We start from the raw sequence: 26,191 nt of genomic DNA, 5'->3' as shown, positions 1-26,191 counted from the left end.
GAAAAATAAAAGAGAATAGAAAACGACACCCCCCCGCCGGGAAACACGCAGCAGATGCGGTTCCCGGCGGGGAGTTGTTTATGAAATGCAGTTTATTTATTCGTTTGTTTCGTCTGTTTCTGTCTGTTCAGCCGGGCTTGCAGATTCCTCTTCCGAAGCAGTTTCTGCAGCATCGGTAGTTTCAGCCGGAGCAGCGTCATCGGAACGTTCAGTCAGCGGGCTTGGTCTGTCCATTGCTTCGAGTGCCCGTAAGGATTCTTCTTCCGGTGTCAGAACCTCGTTTTCTTCCTCCGGCATATAGAATGGGAAGATTTTGTTTACGAAGAACCAGGAGCATCCAAGCGCTACCGTGGAAAAGCCCAGAAGGAACATCAGAAGAATCAGATAGCTGACAATCTTTGTCGTGGAGAATACATAGATCAGCAGCGGACAGAGATTGACGAGCAGGATCATGATGGTCCACGGCAGGTGGCGGATTGCCATCAGGATGGAGTTCTTGATCGTGTTTTTTACAGTATTGTCAAAGCGGCTCAGTACCGGAAATACATAGGAAAGTACCATGGCCTCGAAAAAGATCAGTACCAGGAAAACAAAACGCAGGTAGGTGATGGTACCCGGCATTCTCATGACCAGCAGAAGATCAAGAATCAGAACAATCAGAACCGCCAGCAGGATGAGCCAGATGGCAGTTGCCTGCTTGAAGTTTTCGCGGAAGGATTTCCAGTAGGTACGGAAGATATACGTCTCCTCATTTTTGATCATCTTCAGCGTGACGTAGTACATTGCTGTGAAATTGGCGCCGATTGTCACAATCGGGATACACATAATAAGGAAAATAATGTTCAGCATCATCAGGTCGAAGACACGGCCCATAATCTGCGAGAACTTACTGTCCAGGCTGAAAAAACTCATAATTTGTTCCTCTTTTCTGTTGAATTAAGTGTGCCGCCGATTAACGTTCCGGCTGGCAGACATCATAGAAAAGTATAGCGAATTTTTCAGAAAAATGCAATGAAGAGAATATAAACTTTTCGTTTCGTCATTTTGTATAAGAGTGAACATTTTGTTTGTGCAAAGTGGACAGAAGAGAACGGTTCGAGAAAATCCGAAAGCAGAATTGCCAATCTGCCGGAGGAAAGTTTGTGTAATTGTGGCATGGTCGAATGCGGGTAGAAAAGGTATACTAATCCCATAAGCAAGAGAGATGCAAATGCAAAACTCATAATAAAACGCATGATGTTCATTTAGGGAGGATTCAAAAATGGCAAGTTTATCTTTACAGCACATTACAAAAAGATATCCGAACGGTTTTGAAGCAGTAAAAGACTTCAACCTGGAAATCGCTGACAAAGAGTTTATCATCTTCGTAGGACCATCTGGATGTGGTAAATCTACAACACTTCGTATGATCGCAGGTCTTGAGGAGATCTCCGATGGTACTCTGAAAATTGACGATAAAGTAGTAAACGATGTAGAGCCGAAAGACCGTGATATCGCAATGGTATTCCAGAACTACGCTCTGTATCCACACATGACCGTATATGATAACATGGCATTCGGTCTGAAACTGAGAAAAGTTCCGAAAGATCAGATCGACAAACAGGTTAAAGAAGCAGCTAAAATCCTTGACCTGGAGAAACTGCTTGACCGTAAACCGAAAGCTCTTTCCGGTGGTCAGAGACAGCGTGTTGCTATGGGACGTGCAATCGTACGTGATCCTAAAGTATTCCTTATGGACGAGCCTCTGTCAAACCTGGATGCAAAACTTCGTGTACAGATGCGTACCGAGATTTCCAAACTGCATGAGAGACTGGGCGCTACCATCATCTACGTAACACATGACCAGACCGAGGCTATGACACTTGGTACCAGAATCGTTGTTATGAAAGACGGAGTTGTTCAGCAGGTAGATACCCCGCAGAACCTGTACAACGCACCGGGCAACCTGTTCGTTGCAGGATTCATCGGATCTCCGCAGATGAACTTCCTGGATGCAAAAGTAAAAGTTAACGGAAACGACGTTACTCTTACTGTTGGTAAATACAACATGAAACTGCCGGCTTCCAAAGCAAAAGCTGTTATCGACGGCGGATATGACGGAAAGACCGTTGTTATGGGTATCCGTCCTGAGAACGTACATGATTCTCAGATGTTCATCGAAACTTCCAAAGACAGCGTAGTTGAGTGCAAGATCAACGTATACGAGCTGTTAGGTGCAGAAGTTTACCTGTACTTCGATTGCGAAGGCTTCCCAATGACAGCCCGCGTAGATCCTCGTACAACTGCAAGAAGCGGCGATACCGTTAAATTTGCTCTGGATATGGAGAAAGTTCATCTGTTCGACAAAGAGACAGAGATCACCATTACCAACTAATCCATATGAACATCAGCGCGTATGCGCAAACATAGAGAAAAGGATCGGCATCCGTTCGGATGCCGGTCCTTTTTGCATATGCACCGCCCTCCTTTTGCGAAGCAAAAAATAGTTGCCAATGAGAAAAAAATAAGCTATAGTTATAGATAAGACGCACCCTGGAGTAAAATACGCCAGGAGAAAGGAAGTGGCAGATTTGGTATCAAGTCAGGTATTACAGAAAACCCTTGATGAATTAAGAAATATTACAAGAATTGATTTATGTGTGACGAATACGGATGGTGTTCTGCTGGTGACCACATTCCCGGAAACCGCGATTGATGCAGAAAGCATCCGTTCTTTTGTATTATCCGCTGCGGACAGCCAGATTGTACAGGAATATCATTATTTTAAAGTATATGACAACCAGAATGTGGAGTATATTCTGATTTCTAAAGGAAGCAGCGACGATGCATATATGATCGGAAAGGTTGCCGTATGTGAGATTCAGAATCTTATCATTGCATACAAAGAGCGTCTGGACAAAAACAACTTTATCCAGAACCTTCTTCTCGACAATCTTCTTCTGGTGGATGTCTACAACCGCGCGAAAAAGCTTCGCATCGACACAGATGTGCGCCGCGTTGTTTACATGGTAGAGACGAAGCTGGAAAAAGACATCAGCGCACAGGAGACAGTAAAGAGCCTCTTTGCTTCAAGACCGAGAGATTTCATCACCGCAGTCGATGAGAAGAGCATTATCATTGTAAAAGAACTGAAGGATACCGACACCTTCGAGGATATGAACCAGACCGCAAGAATGCTGGTTGATATGCTGAATGCAGAGGCAATGTCCCAGGTACGTGTTTCTTACGGAAATCCGGTCAGCGAGATTAAGAGTGTTTCGCGTTCCTACAAAGAAGCGAAGATGGCGCTTGAGGTAGGAAAAATTTTCTACGCAGACAAAAACGTGGTACCATACAACAACCTCGGCATCGGCCGTCTGATCTATCAGCTCCCGATTCCGCTGTGCGAAATGTTTATGACCGAAGTCTTCGGCGAAAATCTGCCGGATACGTTCGATGAGGAAACACTGACCACAATCAATAAATTTTTTGAAAATAACCTGAATGTGTCCGAGACATCCCGTCAGCTCTATGTACACAGAAATACTCTGGTGTACCGTCTGGAGAAGCTCGAGAAGAGCACAGGACTCGACATTCGTAAATTTGACGATGCGCTGACCTTTAAAATTGCCATGATGGTCGTAAGCTACATGACGTATATGAACAACAGCGAAAATCTGTAAAACCGTTCAGAGCCGTACAGGATTGCGGGAGTGCAAAGCACGGAGCAATCCGGGTATCGAAGGGGTCAAAAGACTTTTTGACCCTGACATTTTATCAACAACAAGAGGAGAGGAACGACATGATTGAATTACTGAACACAGGTGCATACCTTGTCAACGGAATCGATATCATCCCGGATACAGAAGAAGGCCGCGCGGAACTCAAAGCGCGTACCGGCGCTGTGCCGTGTCCGGCGGATGCTGCAAAAGAAACCATTGCCTATGGAATCTTAAAAGACCACAATGTTTCCGGCAACATGGAAAATCTGCAGATCAAATTTGACAAACTTACATCGCATGACATTACTTTTGTTGGAATCATTCAGACCGCGCGCGCGTCAGGACTGGAAAAATTCCCGGTACCGTACGTGCTGACCAACTGCCACAACTCCCTTTGCGCAGTCGGCGGAACCATCAACGAAGATGACCACATGTTTGGTCTTACCTGTGCGAAAAAGTACGGCGGCGTCTATGTACCGCCTCATCAGGCAGTAATTCATCAGTTTGCCCGCGAGATGCTTGCCGGCGGCGGAAAAATGATCCTCGGATCCGACTCCCACACCCGTTACGGTGCACTCGGAACCATGGCCATGGGCGAGGGCGGACCGGAGCTGGTAAAACAGCTTCTCTCCAAAACATATGATATCGCTATGCCGGGAGTGATCGCAATTTACATGACAGGCGCACCGCAGCCGGGCGTAGGACCGCAGGATATTGCACTTGCCATCATCGGTGCAGTCTTTGCAAATGGTTACGTAAAGAACAAAGTTATGGAGTTCGTAGGACCTGGCGTATCTTCCTTAAGCGCAGATTACCGGATCGGTGTGGACGTTATGACAACCGAGACAACGTGTCTGTCCTCCATCTGGAGAACCGATGAGAAGATCAGCGAGTTCTATCAGATCCACGGCAGAAGCGCAGATTACAAAGAGCTGAATCCTGGCGCGGTTGCTTACTATGACGGCGTTGTAAAAGTAGAACTCGACAAGATCAAACCGATGATCGCGATGCCGTTCCATCCGAGCAATGTTTATACCATTGAAGAGCTGAAAGCAAACCTCGATGACATCCTGAACGATGTAGAGAAGAAGGCAGCCATCAGCCTCGACGGAAAAGTTCCGTTCACTCTGAAAAATAAAGTACACGACGGAAAACTCCTGGTAGACCAGGGAATCATCGCAGGATGCGCCGGCGGCGGATTTGAGAACATCTGCGACGCAGCCGATATCCTGAAAGGCCACAGCATTGGCGACGATGCGTTCACCTTAAGTGTTTACCCGGCAAGTACCCCGATCTATATGGAGCTGGCAAGAAACGGAAAACTGGCAGATCTTTTGGAAACTGGTGCGATCGTAAAAACCGCATTCTGCGGACCGTGCTTCGGCGCAGGCGATACTCCGGCAAACAATGCGTTCTCAATCCGTCACTCCACCAGAAACTTCCCGAACCGCGAGGGATCCAAGATCCAGAACGGCCAGATTTCTTCCGTTGCCCTGATGGATGCACGTTCCATTGCAGCAACCGCAGCAAACAAGGGATTCCTGACCGCAGCAGACGAGTTCACCGGAACATACACGAAGCCGGCATACCACTTCGACAAGAAGATTTACGAGAACCGTGTCTTCGACAGCAAGGGTGTGGCAGATCCGTCTGTAGAAATCCAGTTCGGACCGAACATCAAAGACTGGCCGGCTATGCCGCAGCTTGCCGAGAACCTGATTCTGAAGGTTGTTTCCGAGATCCACGATCCGGTTACGACAACCGACGAGCTGATTCCATCCGGCGAGACTTCTTCCTTCCGTTCCAACCCGCTCGGACTGGCAGAGTTCACCCTGTCAAGAAAAGATCCGGCTTACGTGGGACGTGCAAAAGAAGTACAGGTCGCAGAGAAAGCCATCCAGGAAGGAAACTGCCCGGCAGAGGCACTTCCGGAACTGAAACCGGTCTTCGCAGCCATCCATACCCAGTACCCGGATATCGACAAGACAAACGTCGGTGTCGGATCCACCATCTTCGCTGTAAAACCGGGCGACGGCTCTGCGCGTGAGCAGGCAGCTTCCTGCCAGAAGGTATTAGGCGGCTGGGCAAACATCGCCAACGAGTATGCAACGAAGCGCTACCGCTCCAACCTGATCAACTGGGGCATGCTTCCATTCCTGATCCCGGAGAGAGATCTGCCGTTTACAAACGGAGATTACATCTTTGTACCGGAGATCCGCAAGGCAGTGGAAGAGAAAGCCGATGTGATCAAAGCGTACGTTGTAAAAGACGGAGCACTTGTTCCGTTCGAGATGACGTTAGGCGCGCTGACCGATGATGAGAGAGAAATCATCCGCAAGGGATGCCTGATCAACTATTATAGAGGATAAGTATTTGAGAAAGAGCTGTGTGGCAGGAGAAAAGTCTGTTTCATAGCTCTTTTTCTGCGCACTTATTTGAAATAAAATATCAGAAAACAATATAAAATTCAGAAAATAAACACAATAATTAAGAAAAGGAAAAGTGATATAAAAAAACAGTAAAAATATTTTAAAAATGTGTTGACAAATACTGGCGGATCTGTTATATTAAAATCACAAAGAAACAAGAAAACAAAAACCTAACCAAGAGGTACAAAGAGAAAGACTTGGGACCCCCTTTTCAAGAGAACAAACCATTTTCATAGAAAGAGACGAGAAATCTTCTATAGAAGAATGGAAAAAAAGGGAAAAGGAAGATGTTCTTAAGATGAGAGACTTCCGAAAGGAAAGAAAACCTGAGATAAAGATCCATACAAAAGAAGTTCGAAAGAAAACCTTTTGATAAACATGAGATCAGAGCAGATCTTAGGAAATCCTAAGGAAAAGATTTTCGGAGTGGAAATTTTAACCGCAAAGGAAAAGCCTCTGAAAAAGAACATCTTCCCGAAAAAAGAAAATCTACAACAGGGAAATGGAAGAGAAACGATCTTTGAAATATCAAACGAAAGCGAAAACAAAGATCACAGATCGGTAAAGAAAGAAAACCAGTGAAAATCCTTGAAAGTAGAGAAAAAACTGAATATGGAAAATAAAGAAAAAGCGGTCGCTGTATCAGAAAAAATGATTGGTATGGCGATCGCTTTCTGTGTTGTGTAATTCGTCCGCCGGGCATGTTTTTCTTGACAGATGCGGCGGAAATGGTGCATACTTCTTAAAGCATAACAGCGGAGAAATCCGTGTATCGAAAATAAGAAGTCAGAACAGGAGAAGAAAGTGGCTGGATTTTGCAGAGAAGATATTTTAATGGAAGATAACGATATTCTTGTTGTTCACAAGCACGCGGGTATGGCAGTGCAGAATGCGCGGATGGGACAGATGGATCTGGAGCATGCGCTGCTGAATTATTTGGCGAAGCAGGCAAGGGCGGAAACACCGGGTCAGGCGCGGACTCAGATTCCATATCTGGCGGTCGTTCACCGGCTCGATCAGCCGGTTGAGGGCGTGCTGGTGTTTGCGAAAAACAAAGACGCCGCAGGAAAACTGGGACGGCAGGTGAAGGACGGGACGATGAAGAAAGAGTATCTCGCCGTCTGTGAGGGAAAAATCGAAAAACAGGGCGTGCAGAAGTTTGAGGATTTCCTTGTAAAAGACGGACGGAGCAACACATCCCGCGTCGTACAGCCAGGCACCGCCGGAGCGAAAAAAGCGGTGCTGGAATATGAAGTGATAAGGACACAGGAGAACCGAACCCTGGTGCGGATCCACCTCGGAACGGGCCGCCACCATCAGATCCGCGTCCAGTTTTCCCATGCGGGATATCCGCTGGCGGGGGATGCAAAATATGGGGCGAAAGAGAGAGGATCTCTGGCGCTGTGCGCGCATCATCTCGAGCTGAAGCATCCGCGGACAGGCAAACGGCTTTCGTTTACCGTAAAACCAGAAGGTGAAATCTTCCACAGCTTTGTGTAACTATTCAGAGCTATGTGAAATTGCAAAAAAGTTCAGAAAATCATAAGAAAACAGGACTGGACTATTTTTACGGTTTGTGTATAATAGAGAAAGGTTATGTAACAAAACTGTAAAAAGTAATGGAAAATGATTCATCAGGCAAAGCAGAAAGGGAGAATTATGAAACGCAGAATGATTGCAGTACTGCTTTCCGGAATCCTGCTGTGCTCGGCAGCTGGATGCGGAAAAGAAGCAGTGACAGACAAGAGCACCGCAGCATCGTCGTCTCAGGAAGTGACAGAAACTCCGGCGGCAGAAGAAAGCCCGGAGGCCTCATCGTCCAGCGCAGATTCTACAGCAGAGTCAGCCAGTGCATCCACATCTTCTGAAAGCTCTGGAGATGAAGGAAAAGAAGCAGACAAAAAACGAATAGAAATCACCGTTCCGCACAAAGACGGCATGGAAGCATTGTACGACACCGTGGATGGACTTACCGTTGAAAAAGGCTCTTACATCGCCGTGGTTGCAAAAGACTTAAGTGCCGGTTTTTGGAAAGCCGTAAAAGCCGGTGCGCAGCAGGCACTTGACGATCTGAACGCCTCGCTTGGCTACACCGGAAACGACAAAGTTTATATGACATTTGAAGGCCCGGAAAATGAAAGTGACACCAACTCTCAGATCAATATCATCGACTCTGTCATTTCGGAAAATCCGGACGCGCTGATCCTTGGCATCATTGACCAGCAGTCGGGACAGGCACAGATGGAAGAGGCTTCCGACAGCCAGATTCCGGTCGTCATCGCGGATTCCGGTATCGAGAGTGATCTGATCACCTCGACATGTGCGACTGATCACGCAGCGGCAGCAAAGCTTGCGGCAGATCATCTCTGCGAGGCCATCGGCAACAGCGGAGAGGTTGCGATTGTTGCACATCAGTACAACACCGAGAGCAGCGTAGAGCGCGTGGAAGCATTTAAAAAAGAGATCGAAGAAAAATATACCGATGTGAAAGTGGTTCAGGTGAATTACGGAGATGGAGAAGAATCCATCGCGGACATGCTGAAAAATACACTTGAAACCTACCCGGCTCTGAAGGGCATCTTCTGTACGAACGAAGACATGGCAGACCAGACGCTGGATGCGCTGGCAGATATGGAAAATACTGAGCAGATTCAGATTGTCGGTTTTGATTCCGGTGAAAAACAGCAGAAAGCGATCCAGGAGGGACGCGAGTACGGTACCGTAACGCAGAATCCGTACGGTCTTGGCTATGCGGCAATCGTGGCGGCCGTCCGCGCGATTCAGGGACTTCCGGTAGATCAGAAGATCGATACGGGATATCAGTGGCTCGACAAAGACACGATCGATCTGGAGACAAATCAGAAGTATCTTTATAACTGAAAATCAGGATAAAAAATGAACCCGGCAGACAAGGGAATGTTCCTTTGCCTGCCGGGTTTTCTGCGCTGCAGTGCGGATTACGAGTTCTGATCGTCTTCGTAAATTCTCTGTACCTCTTCGGAAATCTGCTGCCGGATCGCGGAGAGATCGACATCCGGGATGCCGTCCTCGGTGATCTGCGGTTTGGAAGGAGAGGTATACGGCTTCGTGTCGCCCATGGAAGCTTTTGGGGATGTTTCTTCTTCGTCAAACTCCTCCGGAGCGGCCGGTTTTGCGGATGGCCGGCGGCGGATGATTTTTGGAAGATCTTTCTCATCGTCGTCATCGTCAGGTTCTTCCGGAACAAAACGGAAATCGTACATGGTGTTCTGCGAAACACGGGTACGGTTCGACGGTTTCTGATAGCTGCGGTACGGATCTCTTGCGTTGCCGGAAGAAGAGGAAGAGGAGCCGCGGCGTTTCTTTTTCTTCTTTCTGGATGGAAGAGGGTCGAAACCGGATCTGCGCTTCCGTCTGGCGCGCGCTTTTGCACGGTGTTCGCGTTCTTCTTCGTCGTCATCCTCCCAGTAGTCCGCCTCTTTCCACGGTTTAAACTGGAAGAGCATGCCTGCTGCGGCGAGAATGGCAGAGACAATCCAGAACATCATGTTCAGATCGAGGTCCTTGAAGAAATATGCCATGCGGATCGTCGTGAGGGCGCCGCAGATGGAGGTGACCAGGATTACGGAAATGCGTTCGAACGGAACGCAGATCAGGCCGATCACGAAAGCGACGAGGGCGACGAGTCCATAACCTGTGATATCGTTTGGATTGACGAGATGCCAGAGGCAAAAGCCGACGAGCCCGCAGATCAGAAGAAAAAGTCCGATCCGGTAGAGGACGAAGGCAATGATTGCGGTCAGAAGACCGATGCCGACGGCAAGCGCCAGGGTGATCGTCGTGGTCTGATTCGTGTAGGTACCCGCTGCATAACCGGCGGCCGCGCCGAGAAAAAATCCGGGAATGACGCTCCAGAGCTTGCGGAGCGTATAGCCGAAGAAACAGTTCAGCAGGGCAAAAACAATCACGATCAGAAGAAGCTGCTGCTGGTAAACACCCATGACGTCCCGGACTTTATCGAGACCGCCAAGCAGCGTGTTGATGTTGAAAGCTTGCATATTCAGATTCATGATATTCACTCCTATATGATGTATCGGAAAAATAGATACAGGTTGTATTTTAGTACGGAACGGCGGTTTTGGCAAGTGAAATTGTGTTTGAGATCTGGGAAACGGCAGAATGGCGGCGGTGTGCATATGGTATAAGGAAGAGCAAAAAGGAAATAAAACAGGCATGAATCAGGATAGAGTGTATGAAAATAGAAGAAATTCCTATCAGGGAAATCCGATGGAGCGGCCGGAGCCGTTTTTTGCGGCACAGCCCTTATGGGGAAGAAGTATGGAGGAGCAGCAGGAAGCGCGGGAACGGCAGCGGATGCAGTCGTATTATTCCCGGACGGCATCTGATCTGCAGCGGCTGGTGGAGGCAGAGTGTGACCGCATGGATTACCGCGGCAGCATGATGTACGACGAATTCCCGGACCGGCTTATGATGGAGCACACCTGCCGGAATATCGCACGTCAGTACGGCAGGGAAAACGGCGGGAAGGATGAGAAAACGGCAGAAGAGGAACTGCTCGATTTGATCGGTGTTCTTTTTTATAATGAAATGTTCCGGAGGCGGAGCAGGAGGAAACATTATTACAATCTGTGGCTTTAAACCGCGCCATAAAGTAATAAGAGGGTAACACATTTTTAATAATTTTTCTGTTGTGGTTTTGCGGAAAACAGATTACAATATTAGCGAGGTTGTAAGGGGCTTTATTACACATGTTTACAAACGATTCAGGAAGTTTGGAGAGTATAAATGGAATTACAGAAATTATTACAGGATGAAATCCGGGAAGGGCTGTACCGTATCACGATCAGCGGCCCAAGAGGGGACAGTGAAGTGTCCAAAGTGAGAATACGCCCGGTTGAAATAAAAGGAAAACTGCTCTTTCAGTGCCAGGAGACTGTCGGCACGAAGGAGTTTCATAAAAATATGACAAAAGACGACGTGATCACCCGGATCAGCGACTGGATGAACGGAACCTTCAAGCAGATGCAGCTCGAATCCGACACCTGCACAGCATCCGTTCTGGTCAGCAAAAAGGGAACGATGACGATCAAAAAGAAACCGCATATGAAAGGAACCGGCAAACCCGTCAATCTGGCGCACAACCGGAAGAAACGGTATATTCTGGAAGAAGGAATCCCGGTTCCTTTTTTACAGGATCTCGGTGTTATGACAAAAGAAGGCAAAATCGTGCGGACCCGCTACGACAAGTTCCGCCAGATCAACCGCTTTCTGGAGTTCATCGAAGATATCCTGCCGCAGCTCCCATCGGACCGCGAGATCACGATTCTCGATTTCGGCTGCGGAAAATCGTATCTGACGTTTGCGATGTATTATTACTTCCGCGAACTGAAAAAACTGGATGTCAATATCATCGGACTTGACTTGAAAGAGGATGTCATCGCAATCTGCAACGGACTGGCGGAGAAATACGGCTATGAAAAGCTGCATTTCTATCAGGGTGACATCGCTTCTTATACCGGCCGCGACGAGGTCGATATGGTGGTGACGCTGCACGCGTGCGACACGGCGACTGACTATGCGCTGGAAAAGGCCGTCAAATGGAATGCAAAAGTTATTCTTTCCGTTCCGTGCTGCCAGCATGAGCTGAACCGCCAGATTGCAAACAAAGAACTGTATCCGATCATGGATTACGGCATCTTAAAAGAGCGCATGGCGGCGCTTCTGACCGACGGAATCCGGGCAAAGCTTCTGGAGAATGCAGGCTATGAGACACAGATTCTTGAGTTCATCGACATGGAGCACACGCCGAAGAACCTTCTGATCCGCGCGGTAAAACGCCAGGAAGGCTCGAAAAAACTGCCGGAAGAACTGAAAGTGTGCATGGAAGCGTACCATGTGAAGCCGACACTGGCAGACCTCCTCACAGAAAAGGAGGAGCCGTGATGAATAAAAGAGCAGCAAGGATTCTGATCCTTTTTCTTGTTTTTGCCGCATCAGTCGGTGTGTTCACACACCTGATGAGCCACGAGACGACGGAGAATGCGACCGATCTGGACGCAGCGAGTCTTCCGGTGCTGTACATGAAGACCGCGGACACGACAGTGAACCGCATGTACGGATACCGCCAGGAGATGAACGGCGTAACGACAAGAGAAAACCTGACACCGCTGCCGATGGACCGTTCGCTTACGCTTGAAATTGATGCGAAAGGACAGAAAATTATAAACGTGACCTATACGGTGGAAAGCACAGACGGCGGAGCGCTGATTGAAAACTCGGTGCTGAAATCGTTTGACGAGGACGGAAGCTATCTGAAAGCAGACTTCCAGTTAGAGACCGCGATTCTGATGAATCAGGAATATACGCTGAAGCTCGAGGTTGCCTACGGGGACGGCCAGTCTGCCTGGTATTACACCCGCATTGTACAGCGCAACGGCGTGGAGGTCGGCGATTATCTGGCCTACACACAGATGTTTGCGCAGACATGCCTGGATAAAACGCAGGCAGAAGCGCTCGTTCCGCAGCTTGAGCCGGATGAGACGGGGGATAATTCTTCGTTCCTCAATGTCAACATTCATTCCAGCCTCGACCAGATTTCCTGGGGAAGCCTCGCACCGACGATCGTACAGCAGCCGGTGCAGCAGATCAAAGAAGCGAATGAGACGACGACCAGCATTACACAGGAGTACATGATCAGTGCGCAGGATGAGAACGGACAGACGGAGTATTATACCGTAAGCGAGTTCTACCGGATGCGGGAGTCCGGCGGAGAGATTATTCTGCTGGACTTCGAGCGGAGCGCACAGCAGATCTTTGATCCGGAGCTTGGTGTTCTGACGAAATCCGGCATCAACCTCGGTGTGACCGGCGAGGATACCGAGTATGTGACGAATACGGCAGGTGATATTGTCGCATTTGTAGTAAACGGTGATCTCTGGTGCTACAACCGCAGCGCCAACAAGACGATCCGCGTTTTCAGCTTCCGTGAGAACGGCAGCATGGATGACCGGGAACAGCACGGAGAGCATGATGTCAACATTGTACGTGTGGATGATGCGGGCGATGTGACGTTTGTTGTTTATGGCTATATGAACCGCGGAAACCACGAGGGTGAAGTGGGAGCAGCCGTTTACTATTATCGCGCTGAGCGGAATGTGGCAACCGAGGAGATTTTCGTTCCGGCGGATATTTCCTACGAGATGCTGAAAAAACAGCTCGACCGCCTCTCCTACGTCAACAAGCAGAGAGAGATGTATCTCTATCTGAATGAGAACCTGTGTAAGGTAGATATTGAAACCGGCACGACGACGGTGGTCCGGGAAAGTATCCCGGAGGACTGCTTTGTAGTATCGGAAAGCCAGGAGAGCATCGCGTGGATGGATGCGGACAATGCAAGCAGTGCGATGAACATCACCGTGATGAATCTGGAGAGCGGGGAAACGCAGCGCTTTGCGGCGGATGACGGACAGAAGATCCGGGCACTTGGCTTTATTAATGAAGACTTTGTCTATGGTATGGCAAACGACAGCGATATTTTAAAAGATATTTCCGGCAATGAAGTTTTCGCTATGCATACGGTGCGGATTGTCAGCATCGACGGAAACGTGAAAAAAGAGTATCACCAGGACGGCTATTATGTGACAGATGTATCGATTTCGGACGGCCTTCTGGAGCTGGACCGCGTGGTACGCCAGGAAAACGGCTATGCGGATGCGCCGGAGGATCACATCATGAACGGCGAGCAGCAGAGCCAGGAACTGGTGACGGGCCGCCTGGCAACGGTGGACGACAGAAGAGAGCAGCAGTTCCTTCTGGAATTCTCGACGAGCGGCAAAACACAGTCGCTTCTGACACTGACACCGAAATATATCTATTCAACCTTACGGACCGATCTTACGATGTCGTACGACACGGGCAGCGCAGATCTTTACTATGTATATGGAAAAGGAAAACTGATCGCCATTTTAAGCTCCCCGGCCGAGGCCGTACAGCTTGCCGATGAGAATGTCGGCGTTGTGCTGAACAGCAGCCAGTCCTATGTGTGGGAGCGCGGAAACCGCCAGCAGGGCATGCGCCTCGACGAGACAACGATGCCGTCGGGATTCCAGAGTGCATCTCTGGACGAAAACGTGCTGAAGGAGTCACTCGGTGATGATTACGAACTGCTGAACCTGACGGGCTGCACAAGAGAAGAAATTCTCTACATGATCAGCAGCGGCTACGGCGTTGTTGTAAAGACCGGCGCGAACGAGAGTCTGCTTCTGACCGGATACGATATTTTTGGAAATTCCTGGCTGTATAACCCGGCAACGGGCGAGACAACTGCACTTTCTGACGATGACAGCGATGCATTGTTCGCACAGAACGGCAATGTCTTCATCAGTTATATTAAAAAAGTAAAGATCGAGTGATTTGCGGGGTTTTCTAATGACGCAAAAAGTGCTAGAATAAAGAAAGCACTATGAATATTTAGGGAGAAAAAAGACAATGAAACTTACAACCATCCGAGAGATTTATAAAAACCGGGAAGCATACCTGGACAAAGAAGTAACCGTAGGCGGCTGGGTGCGCAGCGTACGTGATTCCAAAACCTTTGGTTTCATCGTTCTGCACGACGGAAGCTATTTCGAAACCCTGCAGATCGTATACCACGATGAGATGGAAAACTTCGCTGAGATTTCCAAAATGAACGTCGGCGCAGCCATCATCGTAAAAGGTACCCTCGTTGCTACCCCGCGGGCAAAACAGCCGTTTGAGATTCAGGCGGCAGAAGTTACCGTAGAGGGCGTTTCCGCACCGGATTACCCGCTGCAGAAAAAACGCCACTCCATGGAATACCTTCGTACCATTTCCCATCTGCGTCCGAGAACCAACACCTTCCAGGCAGTATTCCGTGTTCGTTCCCTCTGCGCCTATGCGATCCATCAGTTCTTCCAGGAGAGAGACTTCGTTTATGTCAACACCCCGCTGATCACCGGAAGCGACTGCGAGGGAGCCGGCGAGATGTTCCAGGTAACCACCATGGATCTTGACAATATTCCGAAAACAGAGGACGGCGCTGTTGATTTCACACAGGACTTCTTCGGAAAGAAGACAAGCCTTACCGTAAGCGGACAGTTAAACGGCGAGACCTTTGCACAGGCATTCCGCAATATCTACACCTTCGGACCGACCTTCCGTGCAGAGAATTCCAACACCACCCGCCATGCAGCAGAGTTCTGGATGATCGAGCCGGAAATCGCTTTCGCTGATCTGGAGGACGATATGGAGCTTGCTGAGGCAATGCTGAAATATGTCATCCGCTACGTTATGGAGCATGCACCGGAAGAAATGCAGTTCTTCAACAGTTTCGTGGACAAGGGACTGATCGAGCGTCTGAACCATGTCGTAAATTCTGAGTTCGGCCGTGTAACCTACACCGAGGCTATCGAGCTTCTGGAGAAAAACAACGACAAATTCGATTACAAAGTATACTGGGGATGCGATCTGCAGACCGAGCATGAGCGTTATCTGACCGAGCAGATCTTCAAGAGACCGGTTTTCGTTACCGATTATCCGAAGGAGATCAAAGCGTTCTACATGAAGCTGAACGATGACAACAAGACCGTTGCCGCTATGGACTGTCTGGTTCCTGGCATCGGAGAGATCATCGGCGGAAGCCAGCGTGAGGACGACTACGAGAAACTGCTTGGCCGTATGAAAGAGCTGGGACTTGCTGAGGAAGATTACGGATTCTATCTGGACCTCAGAAAATATGGTTCTACCCACCATGCAGGATTCGGACTGGGATTTGAAAGATGCGTCATGTATCTGACCGGAATGGGCAATATCCGCGACGTCATCCCGTTCCCGAGAACAGTAAACAACTGCGAGCTGTAATTACGAAAAGTGATATAGAAACTTAAAAAATACGGATGCCGGGTGCAGTGGAATCCAATGTGGATTTGGTGCACCTGACGTCCGTATTGTAGTAATAGAGAAAATGAATCCAGAAAGGGGTATGCGCCTATGCGGTTTATTCATATTGCGGATGTGCATCTCGGCATGCAGCCGGATGCGGGATTTCCCTGGAGCGAGGAGCGCGGGGAGGCCATCTGGGAGAGCTTCCGGCGGATCATCCGCCTGGCCGGTCGGGAAAAGACGGACTTTCTGCTGATCGCGGGAGATCTGTTTCAGTGCCAGCCGCTTCTGCGGGAACTGAAAGAGGTTAATGATCTCTTTGCTTCCATCCCGGAGACGATCGTCGTGCTGATTGCCGGAAACCACGATTATGTGAAGCGGGAGAGCTTTTACCGCGGTTTCGACTGGGCAGACAACGTGGTAATGCTCCTGTCGCCGGAGCCGGAGTGTGTTGAAGTCCCGGAGAAGAAGACGGCGGTGTACGGATGCAGTTACGACAAAAAAGAGATTCTGGAAAACCGGCTGGACGGCGTGCGGCCGGAGGGAAAAATGAAATATCATCTGCTGCTCGCGCACGGCGGCGATGCCCGCCACATGCCGTGGAATCCGGGCCGCATGGCGCAGGCTGGGTTTGATTATATTGCGTGCGGGCACATTCATAAGCCGGGGATTCTTATTCCCGACAAAATGGCATACGCAGGCGCACTCGAACCGACGGATGAGACGCAGTTGGGGCCGCACGGCTACATCCGCGGAACGGTGGACGAGCACGGCACGCGGATTCAGTTTGTGCCGTTTGCCAGATATGAGTACGAAGATCTGGTGTTGAACGTGACGGAGGATCTGACACAGTATGCGCTGGAGACGAAGCTGAAACAGGAGCTGGCGCTGCGGGAGGATGGGAAGATCCGAAAAATCATCCGCCTGAAACTTGTGGGACACCGTGCCGCCGAGCTGGAATTTTCTCCGAAACGGCTGCTGGACTGCGGCAGAGTCATCTCCGTGGAGGATGAAACACGTCCGGCGTACGATCTGGAACAGCTGAAGAAAACGTATGGCGCTAGTCTGATCAGCGCCTATATTGAAGCATTTGAAACAAAGACGGATGCGCAGTCACAGAAGGCGCTCGACTATGGTCTCGAGGCGCTGCTGGCGGCACGCAGGAACGGCTGAAAAAAAGATTGCGGGAGGTATAAAAGATGAAAATAGAAAAACTGGAAATCCGCAATTTTGGAAAAATGCAGAACCGCACACTGGAATTTTCCGATGGGATTCAGCTCATCAGCGGGGAAAATGAGAGCGGAAAATCGACCGTCCATACCTTCATCCGCAGCATGCTGTTCGGCATGACACGCGGCCGGGGGCGGGCGGCAAAAAATGATGTCTACAGTCGTTATGAGCCATGGGAAAATCCGGCATACTATGCGGGAGAGATGGTGCTTGAAAGCGGCGGCAAACGGTTCCGTCTGACACGGAATTTCGGGCGGCAGAACGCCAATGCAAAGCTGGTGTGCCTGACGGACGGCGAGGTGCTCTCCGTGGAGGACGGCGATCTTTCCATGCTGCTCGGCGGTGTCAGTGAGATTGTGTATGATAATACGGCTTCGATCGGGCAGTTAAAAGGAAGAACCGAGGAAGGGCTTGCGGATGAGCTGCGGAACTATATGGCAAATTACCAGGGGAGCAGCGATGGAGAGCTCGATGTGGCGGCGGCGCTGGATCTGCTGAAGCAGAAGAGAAAGCGCCTGGAGCAGGAACAGAAAAAGACGCTGGCGGGACTGGAAAAACGGAAGGAAGAACTTGAGACGAAAATTTCCGTTTTTACGGAGGAGTGCCGTCAGAGCGAGGAGAATCTGCAGCAGGCGAAAGAGCAGATGAAGCGGGATATTTATCAGAAGGATGTGCCGATCGAACGGGTGCGGAAGATGAAAAAAGAATCTCGGAAGAGCCGCAAATGGGGTGCCGCGTGCGTGGCGCTGGCTGGATTTCTCTTGTTCTTATGCATTCTGCAGTTCTTCCATATTGATTCGCTGCTGACGAGAACGGGACTCGGGCTTGCGATTGCGGCGCTCTTGTATCTGGCGTACAGTCTGTTCCGTCACCGGAAAACGGAGGTCGAGCAGGTCGTGACGGAGCCGGAGGAGCAGGCGATCCGCCGCCAGCAGTGGAATGTGGACCGCCTGAAGCAGGAGCTGGGGCAGAAACAGACGGTGTTGTCGAACTTGCAGAGTGAATACGAAGAGCTCTGCATTTCCATGACGGAAAAAGATCATCTGCAGGAAGAACTCGATGCGCTTTTCATGGCGGGGGAGACGATCCAGAGTCTCTCCGTACAGATGCAGAGCCGGATCGGCGACCGCTTAAAACAGCAGATGTCAAAAACGCTGTCATCGCTGACGAATGGCCGCTATCTGCAGGTGAATATGGATGAGAATCTGCGGATCGGCCTTCACACCGCAGACGAATATGTGCCGCTTGAACAGGTCAGCCGCGGCACGATCGAGCAGGCGTACTTTGCGCTCCGCATGGCGGCGATGGATGTGCTCTGCGGCGAGGAGGAGCTGCCGGTGATTCTCGATGAATCGTTTGCGTTTTACGATGAAAACCGGCTGAAAGAAACTTTGAAATGGCTGGCGGAAAACCGGACGCAGGTGCTGCTCTTTACGTGTCAGAAGCGGGAGGAGGAAGCACTCTCGGAGATGGGAATTCCGTACCGGAAAATTGTGCTTTAAGTAATGCGGCTCGCAGAGAATCGGTGAGTTGTGGTTTGGAAATAAAGGAGAATAGAAGTTATGCTGACAATAGGATGTCATTTATCATCGTCCAAAGGATATCTTGCCATGGGAAAAGAGGCGGTGTCCATCGGGGCGAATACCTTTCAGTTTTTTACAAGAAACCCGAGAGGAAGCAAGGCGAAAGCCATCGACGAGGCGGATGTCGCAGCGTTTCTTTCTTACAGTAAGGAGCATGGAATCGAGCGCATTTTGGCACATGCGCCGTACACGCTGAATCCGTGCTCGAAGGATGCGCACACGAGAGAGTTTGCATGGATGACGATGGCGGATGATCTGAAACGGATGGAGTATACGCCGGGAAACTGCTACAATTTCCATCCGGGCAGCCATACCGGACAGGGGGCGGAAGAGGGAATCCGTCTGATTTCGGAGATGCTGAATGAAATTTTAAAACCGGAGCAGACGACCACGGTGCTGCTCGAGACGATGGCAGGAAAAGGAACCGAAGTCGGCCGCTCGTTTGAGGAGTTGGCGGCGATTTTGGAGCGCGTGGAATTAAAAGACCACATGGGTGTCTGCCTAGATACGTGCCATGTGTACGATGCGGGATACGATATTGTGGATCACCTCGATGATGTGCTTGAGAGGTTCGACCGCGTGGTAGGACTTTCGAAGCTGAAAGCGGTTCATCTGAACGACAGCAAGAATCCGTTTGAGAGCCATAAGGACCGCCATGAGAAGATCGGCGAGGGATCGCTGGGACTTGCGGCATTTGAGCGGATTGTGACACATCCGGCGCTGGCGGGACTGCCGTTCTATCTGGAAACACCGAATGAGCTGGACGGATATGCAAAAGAGATCGCGCTGCTGCGCGGGTTTGCGAAATAGAGGAAGAAGGTAAGAGAAAGTGGAAAACACGAGAGAGAAGAATAAAAGATCTGACGGAAGAAAAAAGACGTATTTCGACAGGGAAAATAAAAAGAAAGCTGTTCGTATCGAGAAAACAAAGAGCGTGGCACCGGAAAAAGGAAAGCAGAAAAAGAGTTCATCATCGTCGAAATGTCCTTATCAGAAAAAATGCGGCGGATGCACATATCTGAACCTCTCCTACGAAGAGCAGCTCGCGAAAAAAGAGCAGTTCCTGAAGAAGACTCTGAAGGGCATCGTCCCGGTCAAAGGCATGGTTGGCATGGAAAATCCTTATCATTACCGGAATAAAGTCAATTCCGCCTTTGCACGCAAAAAAGACGGAACGATCATATCCGGCATTTATGAAAAGGGCACACACAAAGTGGTTCCGGTCGATGAGTGCCTGCTCGAGGATCAGCGTGCCGATGCCATCATCCGCGATATCCGCAGTCTGCTGAAGAGCTTCAAAATCATGATCTACAACGAGGACAGCGGCTACGGCCTCCTGCGCCACGTCATGGTGCGCACCGGCTTTGCTTCCGGCGAGATCATGGTCGTCCTCGTCTGCGTATCACCAGTCTTCCCGTCAAAAAACAACTTCGTAAAGGCCCTGCGCAAACTCCACCCGGAGATCACCACGATCGTACTGAACGTCAACGACCGCACCGACAGCATGGTACTCGGAAAACGCGACATTGTCCTCTTCGGACGCGGCTACATCGAGGATGAACTCTGCGGCTGCACCTTCCGCATCTCCCCGCAGTCCTTCTACCAGGTCAACCCGGTTCAGACGAAAAAACTGTACGAAAAAGCCATCTCCCTGGCCGGCCTCACCGGAAACGAACGCGTCCTGGACGCCTACTGCGGAATCGGAACCATCGGCCTCATCGCATCCCGCGATGCCAGAGAAGTCATCAGCGTCGAACTGAACCCGGACGCCGTCCGCGATGCCGTAACAAACGCCAAACGAAACCAAATCAAAAACGTCTCCTTCTACCAGAACGACGCCGGCGCCTTCATGGTCTCCATGGCCGAAAAAGGCGAAAAAGCCGACATCGTCTTCATGGACCCGCCAAGAGCCGGCAGTGATGAAGCCTTTCTGTCCTCTGTCGTAACCCTTTCACCGAAAAAAGTGGTCTACGTCTCCTGCAATCCGGAGACATTGGCGAGAGACCTGCGGTATCTGACAAAACACGGATATAAGGCAGAAGAGGCATGGGGGTATGATATGTTCGCGTGGTCGGAGCATGTGGAAAGTATCGTGTTGCTTTCCAAACTTAAATCAAATAAGTTGAAGCATATCAATGTGGAATTAGAGATGGATGAGCTTGATTTGATGGCGGCGGAGAGTAAAGCGATCTATGAGGAAGTCAAGGATTATGTTTCTGAAGCAAAGCGGATTGAAAGTTAGCAACTTGTATATCGCACAGGTGAAGCAGAAATGCGGCATTATTGAGAGGGTAAATTATAACCTGTCAAAATTGGAAAACTCTAGACAGCCGAAGTGTCCGCCAGGGAAAGAAGCGGCTATAAGGGAGGCACTGGAACATTTTCGGATGATATGACGATATCGTAGAAATAGAAGAATCCTTTTTCTTTGACTTGGTTCTTTAAGTCCCTTTGTTAGTTTTGGTTAGTGGGACATAATTTTACATTTGAAGAAACGTGAATACGTATCGGAAGATAGATAGAGAGTTCAAACAGATACGAAGGAGTTTTGTTCATAAATGATAGAAAAAAATAAGATTTTAGAATCATGGATAATGGTGGAACATTTATCGGAGGGAGACATCGGTTTGAATGATAAGGCTATTCTCACTCTGAATGATTTGCAGGAACAGGATTTCTATTCTCTGTTTCTGCATAAAATTGAGAAAAAGAAATGGAATCGACGGCAAAAAGGAGGAGTCGTTGTCTATTTTGATATTTTTAAATTTCAGGAAGTTGTGGACATACTTCATGCAGAGTATGGCTTGGAATCGACGGATGAGGATATTCGTTTCGGAGACAAGTTCAGTTTCGCGCTGTATTTCGATAAGAATCTTAATTTTCTGGAGGATATGACATTCTTTACAGAAAGTGCTTACATACGGAAATTCAAAAAAGTTCCCTATGAGAAAGAGTTTCGGGAATTTGAGAAAGATTTTAAAAATCAGCTTGCTCAGGATTTTGATGAGACAGCAGGGGATTCGGCGAAGTTTAATGCTGCGATGCAAAAGGAACTCCTGCAACATGAGGTTGATATAATAAATTGCCGGATGAAGATTCTGGGAAATATCGAGACTGAAGCGACGAATCTGCATTCTTTTTTCATCGATGATCTGGAAAAAGCAAAAAAAATCGAAACGGTTAATTTGAATGCTTATTTGTATGGAAATAAAAAGGAACGCATGAACCTTGACAGCAAAAAAGATTCAGTGAATTTTCATCCGCATCTGTTTGAACAAATTCTGCAGCCGAAGAATTATCCCCTGGGAAGGTTTCCAAGCAATACGACATATGCGCTTTCTCTGATGCAGCAAGTTGCGGTAAACTTATCCATCGGCTTTGACAACAATCAGATGAGAAGTGTCAACGGTCCGCCTGGAACCGGAAAAACGACGCTTTTGAAGGACATATTTGCGCAGTTAGTGGTACAGCAGGCGTATAGTATTGCGAAACTTTCGGACCATTTTATCAAAGGAACAGAGAAAACAATTTATTTTAATCATGCATCGATTGGAGAGATCCCGGAACATATTATCGAAAATAATATCGTGGTTGCAAGTTCGAATAATGGTGCGGTTCAAAACATTGTGAACGAACTTCCGTTGAGTAAGGAGATTGACAATTTTCTAATCGATGAACTGAAAGAAGCGGACTATTTTTGTGAGATATCGAATGCGAAGGTGTCGGTAGAGTGGTTGGAAGATGAGAACGGGAAGAAAAGAGAGGAACTGGTAAAAGAATCTGTTCCGGGAGAAGAAAAGTTTTGGGGAGTATTTTCACTTGAAGGTGGAAAAGCGAATAATATGAGCAATATCCTCACGAATATGAAGCATATCCACAAATATTTGGAAGAAGATTATCTGCCGAATCAAGGTATATATAAACAATTTCTGAGTCATTATGAGGAAGTAAAAGCGATTCGAACAAAAAGGCAGGAATTTGCAGATAGCGTTCGGATGTATCAGGAATATACTCAAAAGATGGAACAGGTTCGTGGCAGCTATCAAGAAAAATTAGAGAAGAAAGAGCATGAATTGTGCGTAGAACTTAAGAAGCTTGCAGAAAATAAACAGGAATGCGGGCAGCAGTTGGAACAGTTACATCTCAGTTTGAAAGAGGTACAAAACAGGGCAGAAGCTGTCCGAAAAAATATGGACAGTATGAACCAGTGCCTTCAAGTACACAAGGAGCAACGTCCTTGCTTCTTTGCGGGAAAGAAAAAGAAAGAGGAATATAGGAGCAGATTAAATGAGATTACGGATCAGTTAGTAAAATTAAATGATGAAGATATAGAATGCAGGGAACAGGAGAAAAAAATTAATGAAAATATTCATTTGCGGCAAACAAGGCTGAGTAAAAGTAATGAAAAACAGGAGAAGCTTAAGCAGGAGTTTAACAGTTGGAAGACGGTGGAAACAGGTAAAATTTCAAATTTGGAGAAAAGAGTCCGCGAATATGAAAATATAAAAAACGACAGTAAGACAGAACCGCTGAATATGAATCAGGAGTATGAAGATTTACAGATATCAAACCCGTGGTTTGACGAAGCGTATCGTGTCGCACAGTCAAAATTGTTTGTTATGGCATTACGTGTTCGAAAACAATTTCTTTATGAGAACAGAAAAAATGTAAAGGCGGCCATTATCGTCTGGGATCAGCAGGAGAAGTATTTGGATCGAAAGCATGTGATTGAGGCGGCATGGAACTGGATTAATATGACAATTCCGGTGATTAGTTCTACGTTTGCCAGTTTTTCGCGTATGTGCAAAAATCTTGGAGCTGAGACACTGGGGCATCTTTTTATCGATGAAGCAGGACAGGCGCTGCCACAGGCGGCTGTCGGTGCAATCTATCGCAGCAGGCATGTAATGGTGGTCGGTGATCCGTTGCAGATTAAACCGGTTCTTACGTTGGATTCTAATACCCTATATATGTTGGGGGAGCATTTTGGAGTGACAGAAAAATATTTATCTGCATCTGCATCCGCACAGATTTTAGCAGATGCGGCAAGTCAGTACGGGTTTTATCGAAAACAGGACAAGGCGGAGGATTCATGGGTTGGAATTCCGCTATGGGTGCATAGAAGATGTCGGTATCCGATGTTTACAATTTCGAACATGATTTCCTATGACGGATTTATGGTGCAGGGAATGGAAAAGTACGGAAAAGCAGACTGGTTTGATGTTGGTGGAATGGCGAACAATAAATATGTCGAGGAACAGGGAGAATTCCTTTTGCATAAGCTCAAGGAGATGATAGATAAAAATCCGAAAATCTTAGATAAAAAAGAAAAAGATGTGGTTTATGTAATTACACCGTTTTCCAATGTGGCATATCAGCTTTCTCAGAAATTACGGAAAATTCACTTTACCCGATATGATGAACAGGGAAAACCGACAAATGTCGGAACTGTCCATACGTTTCAGGGGAAAGAGGCTCCAATCGTATTTTTTGTACTCGGTGCCGACAGGCAGAGCAGCGGAGCGGCACGCTGGGCAGTAACCGAAGCGAACATAATGAATGTTGCGGCGACGAGGGCCAAAGAGGAGTTTTATATTATTAGTGATAGGAAATTGTATCTTGGGCTTGGGTGTGATGTTGCAACAGATACGGATCGGATTATCAGAGAATATAAAAATCAGTATCTTGTGGATGATCATGCACACAAGAATGAGTTGCGCATGCAGGTTGACGAGACACGGACACTCATTATTGATGCGGATTTTAGACGCATTACAGGAACGGTCAAATATGTTGGAAAGGGAACAGAAAGTTTTTATGCCTATGTAGTTGGTGCTGATGGAAAAGAATATTCCATTACCGAAAGTATTTATTCTAAGACAGAGAGTGCAATAGAAGTGATTCAAAAGGGTAAAAAAATATCTTTTATTCCAGGAGAAGGGAATAAGAAACTATTTGCTACAGAGGTGAAGATAGATGTTTAATTAAGAGAGAGGTTATCGGGAATTTAATGGAACGGTAAAGGGAGGGGTAAAAGATGGAGGATCAAAGAGACAATCCTAATATTATTGGGAGTGAAATCATCATATATCAAACGGAAGATGGATATACAAAAATTGACGTTAAATTTGAAGACGAGACCGTTTGGCTTACACAGGCACAATTATGTGAGTTGTATCAGACAAGTAAATCTAATATCAGCGAGCATATCAAGCATATTTTTGAAGAGGAAGAATTGGATGAAGAGTCAGTTGTTCGGAAATTCCGAACAACTGCAGCTGATGGAAAAAACTATAATACAATTCATTATAATCTTGATATGATTATTTCTCTTGGATATAGAGTGAAATCCAAGATTGCTACAAATTTCCGTCGGTGGGCTGCTGAACGATTAAAAGAGTACATGATAAAAGGCTTTACAATGGATGATGAACGGCTAAAAAATCTGGGTGGGGGTAATTATTGGAAAGAGTTATTAGACCGTATTCGGGATATTCGCTCATCTGAAAAAGTGATGTACCGACAGGTACTTGACCTTTATGCAACAAGTGTTGATTATGATCCCAAGAGTAGTGAATCCATTGCATTTTTTAAAATGGTACAAAATAAATTACACTATGCAGCACATGGACATACAGCAGCAGAAGTTATATACGAGCGTGCGGACGCCAGTCAGCCTTTTATGGGATTAAAAAGTTTTTCTGGTGATTTTCCTGTATTGAAAGATATCAGTATTGCCAAAAATTATCTCAATGATGAAGAGTTAAAGATCCTAAATAATATTGTATCGGGATATTTTGATTTTGCGGAGATTCAAGCTATGCGTCACAATCCCATGCATATGGAAGATTATGTGGAACACCTTGATAATGTTTTGAAAACTACAGGTGAAAAAGTGTTGCAAGGAGCCGGAACGATTAGTCATGCACAGGCAATTGAAAAAGCAACAGAAGAATATCGGAAATATCAGGTGCAGAACTTATCGCCGGTTGAAGAAGAATATTTGGAAAGCATTAAAAATATTCACAGTACAGTAAAGAAAAACAGTAAGAATTAATTTTCATAAAAGAGATTTTTAGAAGTTGGTAAAAATACGAGTTTGGACAATGATGAGTATGTCGAGACGGTCTGTTTGCTGTCAAGAAAATAAAATCAAGTACTGAAAAGTAGCGTATTTCCGAGCTTTTTGTAAGGTTGGTATCATCAGAGAAGCCTTGCGGAAAGCTCGGTTTTATTATATGGAAACATATCTACTTTTTGGTCTGATTGGAGAAAAAGTGGATGGCCGGAAAATTGCGAGAGTATGAAACTTTTTCTGTAAAATAATGTTTGGAAGGTTCTTCTATGA

At 47.6% G+C, this 26,191-nt stretch carries 17 protein-coding genes; 15 read left to right on the top strand and 2 right to left on the bottom strand.

What is annotated here, in order from left to right:
• Positions 1–96 precede the first annotated feature (96 nt).
• On the bottom strand, positions 97–912 hold the full coding sequence (locus DXD02_RS13895) for a YesL family protein (protein WP_070100805.1): 816 nt from the start codon (positions 910–912) through the stop codon (positions 97–99).
• A 349-nt stretch (positions 913–1,261) separates the two neighbouring features.
• On the opposite strand from DXD02_RS13895, the gene DXD02_RS13890 reads away from it, so the two are divergent.
• The 5 genes from DXD02_RS13890 (at position 1,262) to DXD02_RS13865 (ending at position 9,010) form a co-directional block, all read left to right on the top strand.
• On the top strand, positions 1,262–2,374 hold the full coding sequence (locus tag DXD02_RS13890; protein WP_055219170.1) for an ABC transporter ATP-binding protein: 1,113 nt from the start codon (positions 1,262–1,264) through the stop codon (positions 2,372–2,374).
• Positions 2,375–2,570: 196 nt separating this feature from the next.
• Positions 2,571–3,662: a PucR family transcriptional regulator gene (locus tag DXD02_RS13885; protein WP_055219318.1), complete on the top strand. Its 1,092-nt coding sequence runs from the start codon at positions 2,571–2,573 to the stop codon at positions 3,660–3,662.
• A 119-nt stretch (positions 3,663–3,781) separates the two neighbouring features.
• On the top strand, positions 3,782–6,070 hold the full coding sequence (locus DXD02_RS13880) for a hydratase (RefSeq protein ID WP_195997431.1): 2,289 nt from the start codon (positions 3,782–3,784) through the stop codon (positions 6,068–6,070).
• Between the two features lie 894 nt (positions 6,071–6,964).
• A complete protein-coding gene (locus DXD02_RS13870; protein WP_118667004.1) occupies positions 6,965–7,630 on the top strand; it encodes an RluA family pseudouridine synthase in 666 nt (221 codons plus the stop codon).
• 159 nt (positions 7,631–7,789) lie between these two features.
• Complete coding sequence (locus DXD02_RS13865) at positions 7,790–9,010, top strand: ABC transporter substrate-binding protein (RefSeq protein WP_158565876.1); 1,221 nt, start codon at positions 7,790–7,792, stop codon at positions 9,008–9,010.
• Positions 9,011–9,087: 77 nt separating this feature from the next.
• Here the strand turns inward: DXD02_RS13865 and DXD02_RS13860 are convergent, their stop codons facing one another.
• Positions 9,088–10,179 (bottom strand): TM7S3/TM198-like domain-containing protein, encoded by a 1,092-nt coding sequence (locus DXD02_RS13860; RefSeq protein WP_158580158.1) that lies wholly within the window; start codon positions 10,177–10,179, stop codon positions 9,088–9,090.
• Between the two features lie 163 nt (positions 10,180–10,342).
• Between DXD02_RS13860 and DXD02_RS13855 the strand changes: the two genes are divergently transcribed.
• The 10 genes from DXD02_RS13855 (at position 10,343) to DXD02_RS13805 (ending at position 25,900) form a co-directional block, all read left to right on the top strand.
• On the top strand, positions 10,343–10,768 hold the full coding sequence (locus tag DXD02_RS13855) for a hypothetical protein (protein ID WP_082424871.1): 426 nt from the start codon (positions 10,343–10,345) through the stop codon (positions 10,766–10,768).
• 147 nt (positions 10,769–10,915) lie between these two features.
• Positions 10,916–12,073 carry a class I SAM-dependent methyltransferase gene (locus DXD02_RS13850; protein ID WP_022461540.1) on the top strand — a complete coding sequence of 386 codons (1,158 nt, stop codon included), beginning with the start codon at positions 10,916–10,918 and terminating at the stop codon, positions 12,071–12,073.
• A complete protein-coding gene (locus tag DXD02_RS13845; protein ID WP_118667002.1) occupies positions 12,073–14,541 on the top strand; it encodes a hypothetical protein in 2,469 nt (822 codons plus the stop codon). The genes DXD02_RS13850 and DXD02_RS13845 overlap by 1 nt, the downstream gene beginning before the upstream one ends.
• Before the next feature lie 76 nt (positions 14,542–14,617).
• On the top strand, positions 14,618–16,009 hold the full coding sequence (asnS, locus tag DXD02_RS13840) for an asparagine--tRNA ligase (protein ID WP_118667001.1): 1,392 nt from the start codon (positions 14,618–14,620) through the stop codon (positions 16,007–16,009).
• A 129-nt stretch (positions 16,010–16,138) separates the two neighbouring features.
• Positions 16,139–17,203, top strand: coding sequence for a metallophosphoesterase family protein (locus DXD02_RS13835; protein WP_118640938.1), 1,065 nt, complete (start codon positions 16,139–16,141; stop codon positions 17,201–17,203).
• 26 nt (positions 17,204–17,229) lie between these two features.
• Positions 17,230–18,762: an ATP-binding protein gene (locus DXD02_RS13830; RefSeq protein WP_118667000.1), complete on the top strand. Its 1,533-nt coding sequence runs from the start codon at positions 17,230–17,232 to the stop codon at positions 18,760–18,762.
• 60 nt (positions 18,763–18,822) lie between these two features.
• Positions 18,823–19,653: a deoxyribonuclease IV gene (locus tag DXD02_RS13825; RefSeq protein WP_117509937.1), complete on the top strand. Its 831-nt coding sequence runs from the start codon at positions 18,823–18,825 to the stop codon at positions 19,651–19,653.
• Between the two features lie 19 nt (positions 19,654–19,672).
• On the top strand, positions 19,673–21,085 hold the full coding sequence (gene rlmD, locus DXD02_RS13820) for a 23S rRNA (uracil(1939)-C(5))-methyltransferase RlmD (protein WP_118666999.1): 1,413 nt from the start codon (positions 19,673–19,675) through the stop codon (positions 21,083–21,085).
• A 316-nt stretch (positions 21,086–21,401) separates the two neighbouring features.
• Entirely contained in the window at positions 21,402–24,827 is a 3,426-nt protein-coding gene (locus DXD02_RS13810) for an AAA domain-containing protein (RefSeq protein ID WP_117802491.1), read from the top strand.
• A gap of 53 nt (positions 24,828–24,880) precedes the next feature.
• Positions 24,881–25,900, top strand: coding sequence for a virulence RhuM family protein (locus DXD02_RS13805; protein ID WP_055265578.1), 1,020 nt, complete (start codon positions 24,881–24,883; stop codon positions 25,898–25,900).
• The last annotated feature ends 291 nt before the right edge of the window (positions 25,901–26,191 follow it).

Origin of the sequence: Blautia sp. TF10-30, from assembly GCF_003481245.1 — a bacterium.
Taxonomy (GTDB): Bacteria; Bacillota; Clostridia; order Lachnospirales; family Lachnospiraceae; genus Fusicatenibacter; species Fusicatenibacter saccharivorans.
Note: the sequence above shows the minus strand (reverse complement) of the source record. Positions and strands in the feature narration are given on the sequence as shown.

Coding starts and splice junctions, on each gene's coding strand:
- asnS (WP_118667001.1), top strand. CDS start 14,618: ATGAAACTTACAACCATCCGAGAGATTTATAAAAACCGGGAAGCATAC.
- DXD02_RS13880 (WP_195997431.1), top strand. CDS start 3,782: ATGATTGAATTACTGAACACAGGTGCATACCTTGTCAACGGAATCGAT.
- DXD02_RS13810 (WP_117802491.1), top strand. CDS start 21,402: ATGATAGAAAAAAATAAGATTTTAGAATCATGGATAATGGTGGAACAT.
- DXD02_RS13805 (WP_055265578.1), top strand. CDS start 24,881: ATGGAGGATCAAAGAGACAATCCTAATATTATTGGGAGTGAAATCATC.
- DXD02_RS13850 (WP_022461540.1), top strand. CDS start 10,916: ATGGAATTACAGAAATTATTACAGGATGAAATCCGGGAAGGGCTGTAC.
- DXD02_RS13825 (WP_117509937.1), top strand. CDS start 18,823: ATGCTGACAATAGGATGTCATTTATCATCGTCCAAAGGATATCTTGCC.
- DXD02_RS13895 (WP_070100805.1), bottom strand. CDS start 912: ATGAGTTTTTTCAGCCTGGACAGTAAGTTCTCGCAGATTATGGGCCGT.
- DXD02_RS13855 (WP_082424871.1), top strand. CDS start 10,343: ATGAATCAGGATAGAGTGTATGAAAATAGAAGAAATTCCTATCAGGGA.
- DXD02_RS13865 (WP_158565876.1), top strand. CDS start 7,790: ATGAAACGCAGAATGATTGCAGTACTGCTTTCCGGAATCCTGCTGTGC.
- DXD02_RS13870 (WP_118667004.1), top strand. CDS start 6,965: ATGGAAGATAACGATATTCTTGTTGTTCACAAGCACGCGGGTATGGCA.
- DXD02_RS13890 (WP_055219170.1), top strand. CDS start 1,262: ATGGCAAGTTTATCTTTACAGCACATTACAAAAAGATATCCGAACGGT.
- DXD02_RS13845 (WP_118667002.1), top strand. CDS start 12,073: ATGAATAAAAGAGCAGCAAGGATTCTGATCCTTTTTCTTGTTTTTGCC.
- DXD02_RS13830 (WP_118667000.1), top strand. CDS start 17,230: ATGAAAATAGAAAAACTGGAAATCCGCAATTTTGGAAAAATGCAGAAC.
- DXD02_RS13835 (WP_118640938.1), top strand. CDS start 16,139: ATGCGGTTTATTCATATTGCGGATGTGCATCTCGGCATGCAGCCGGAT.
- DXD02_RS13860 (WP_158580158.1), bottom strand. CDS start 10,179: ATGAATCTGAATATGCAAGCTTTCAACATCAACACGCTGCTTGGCGGT.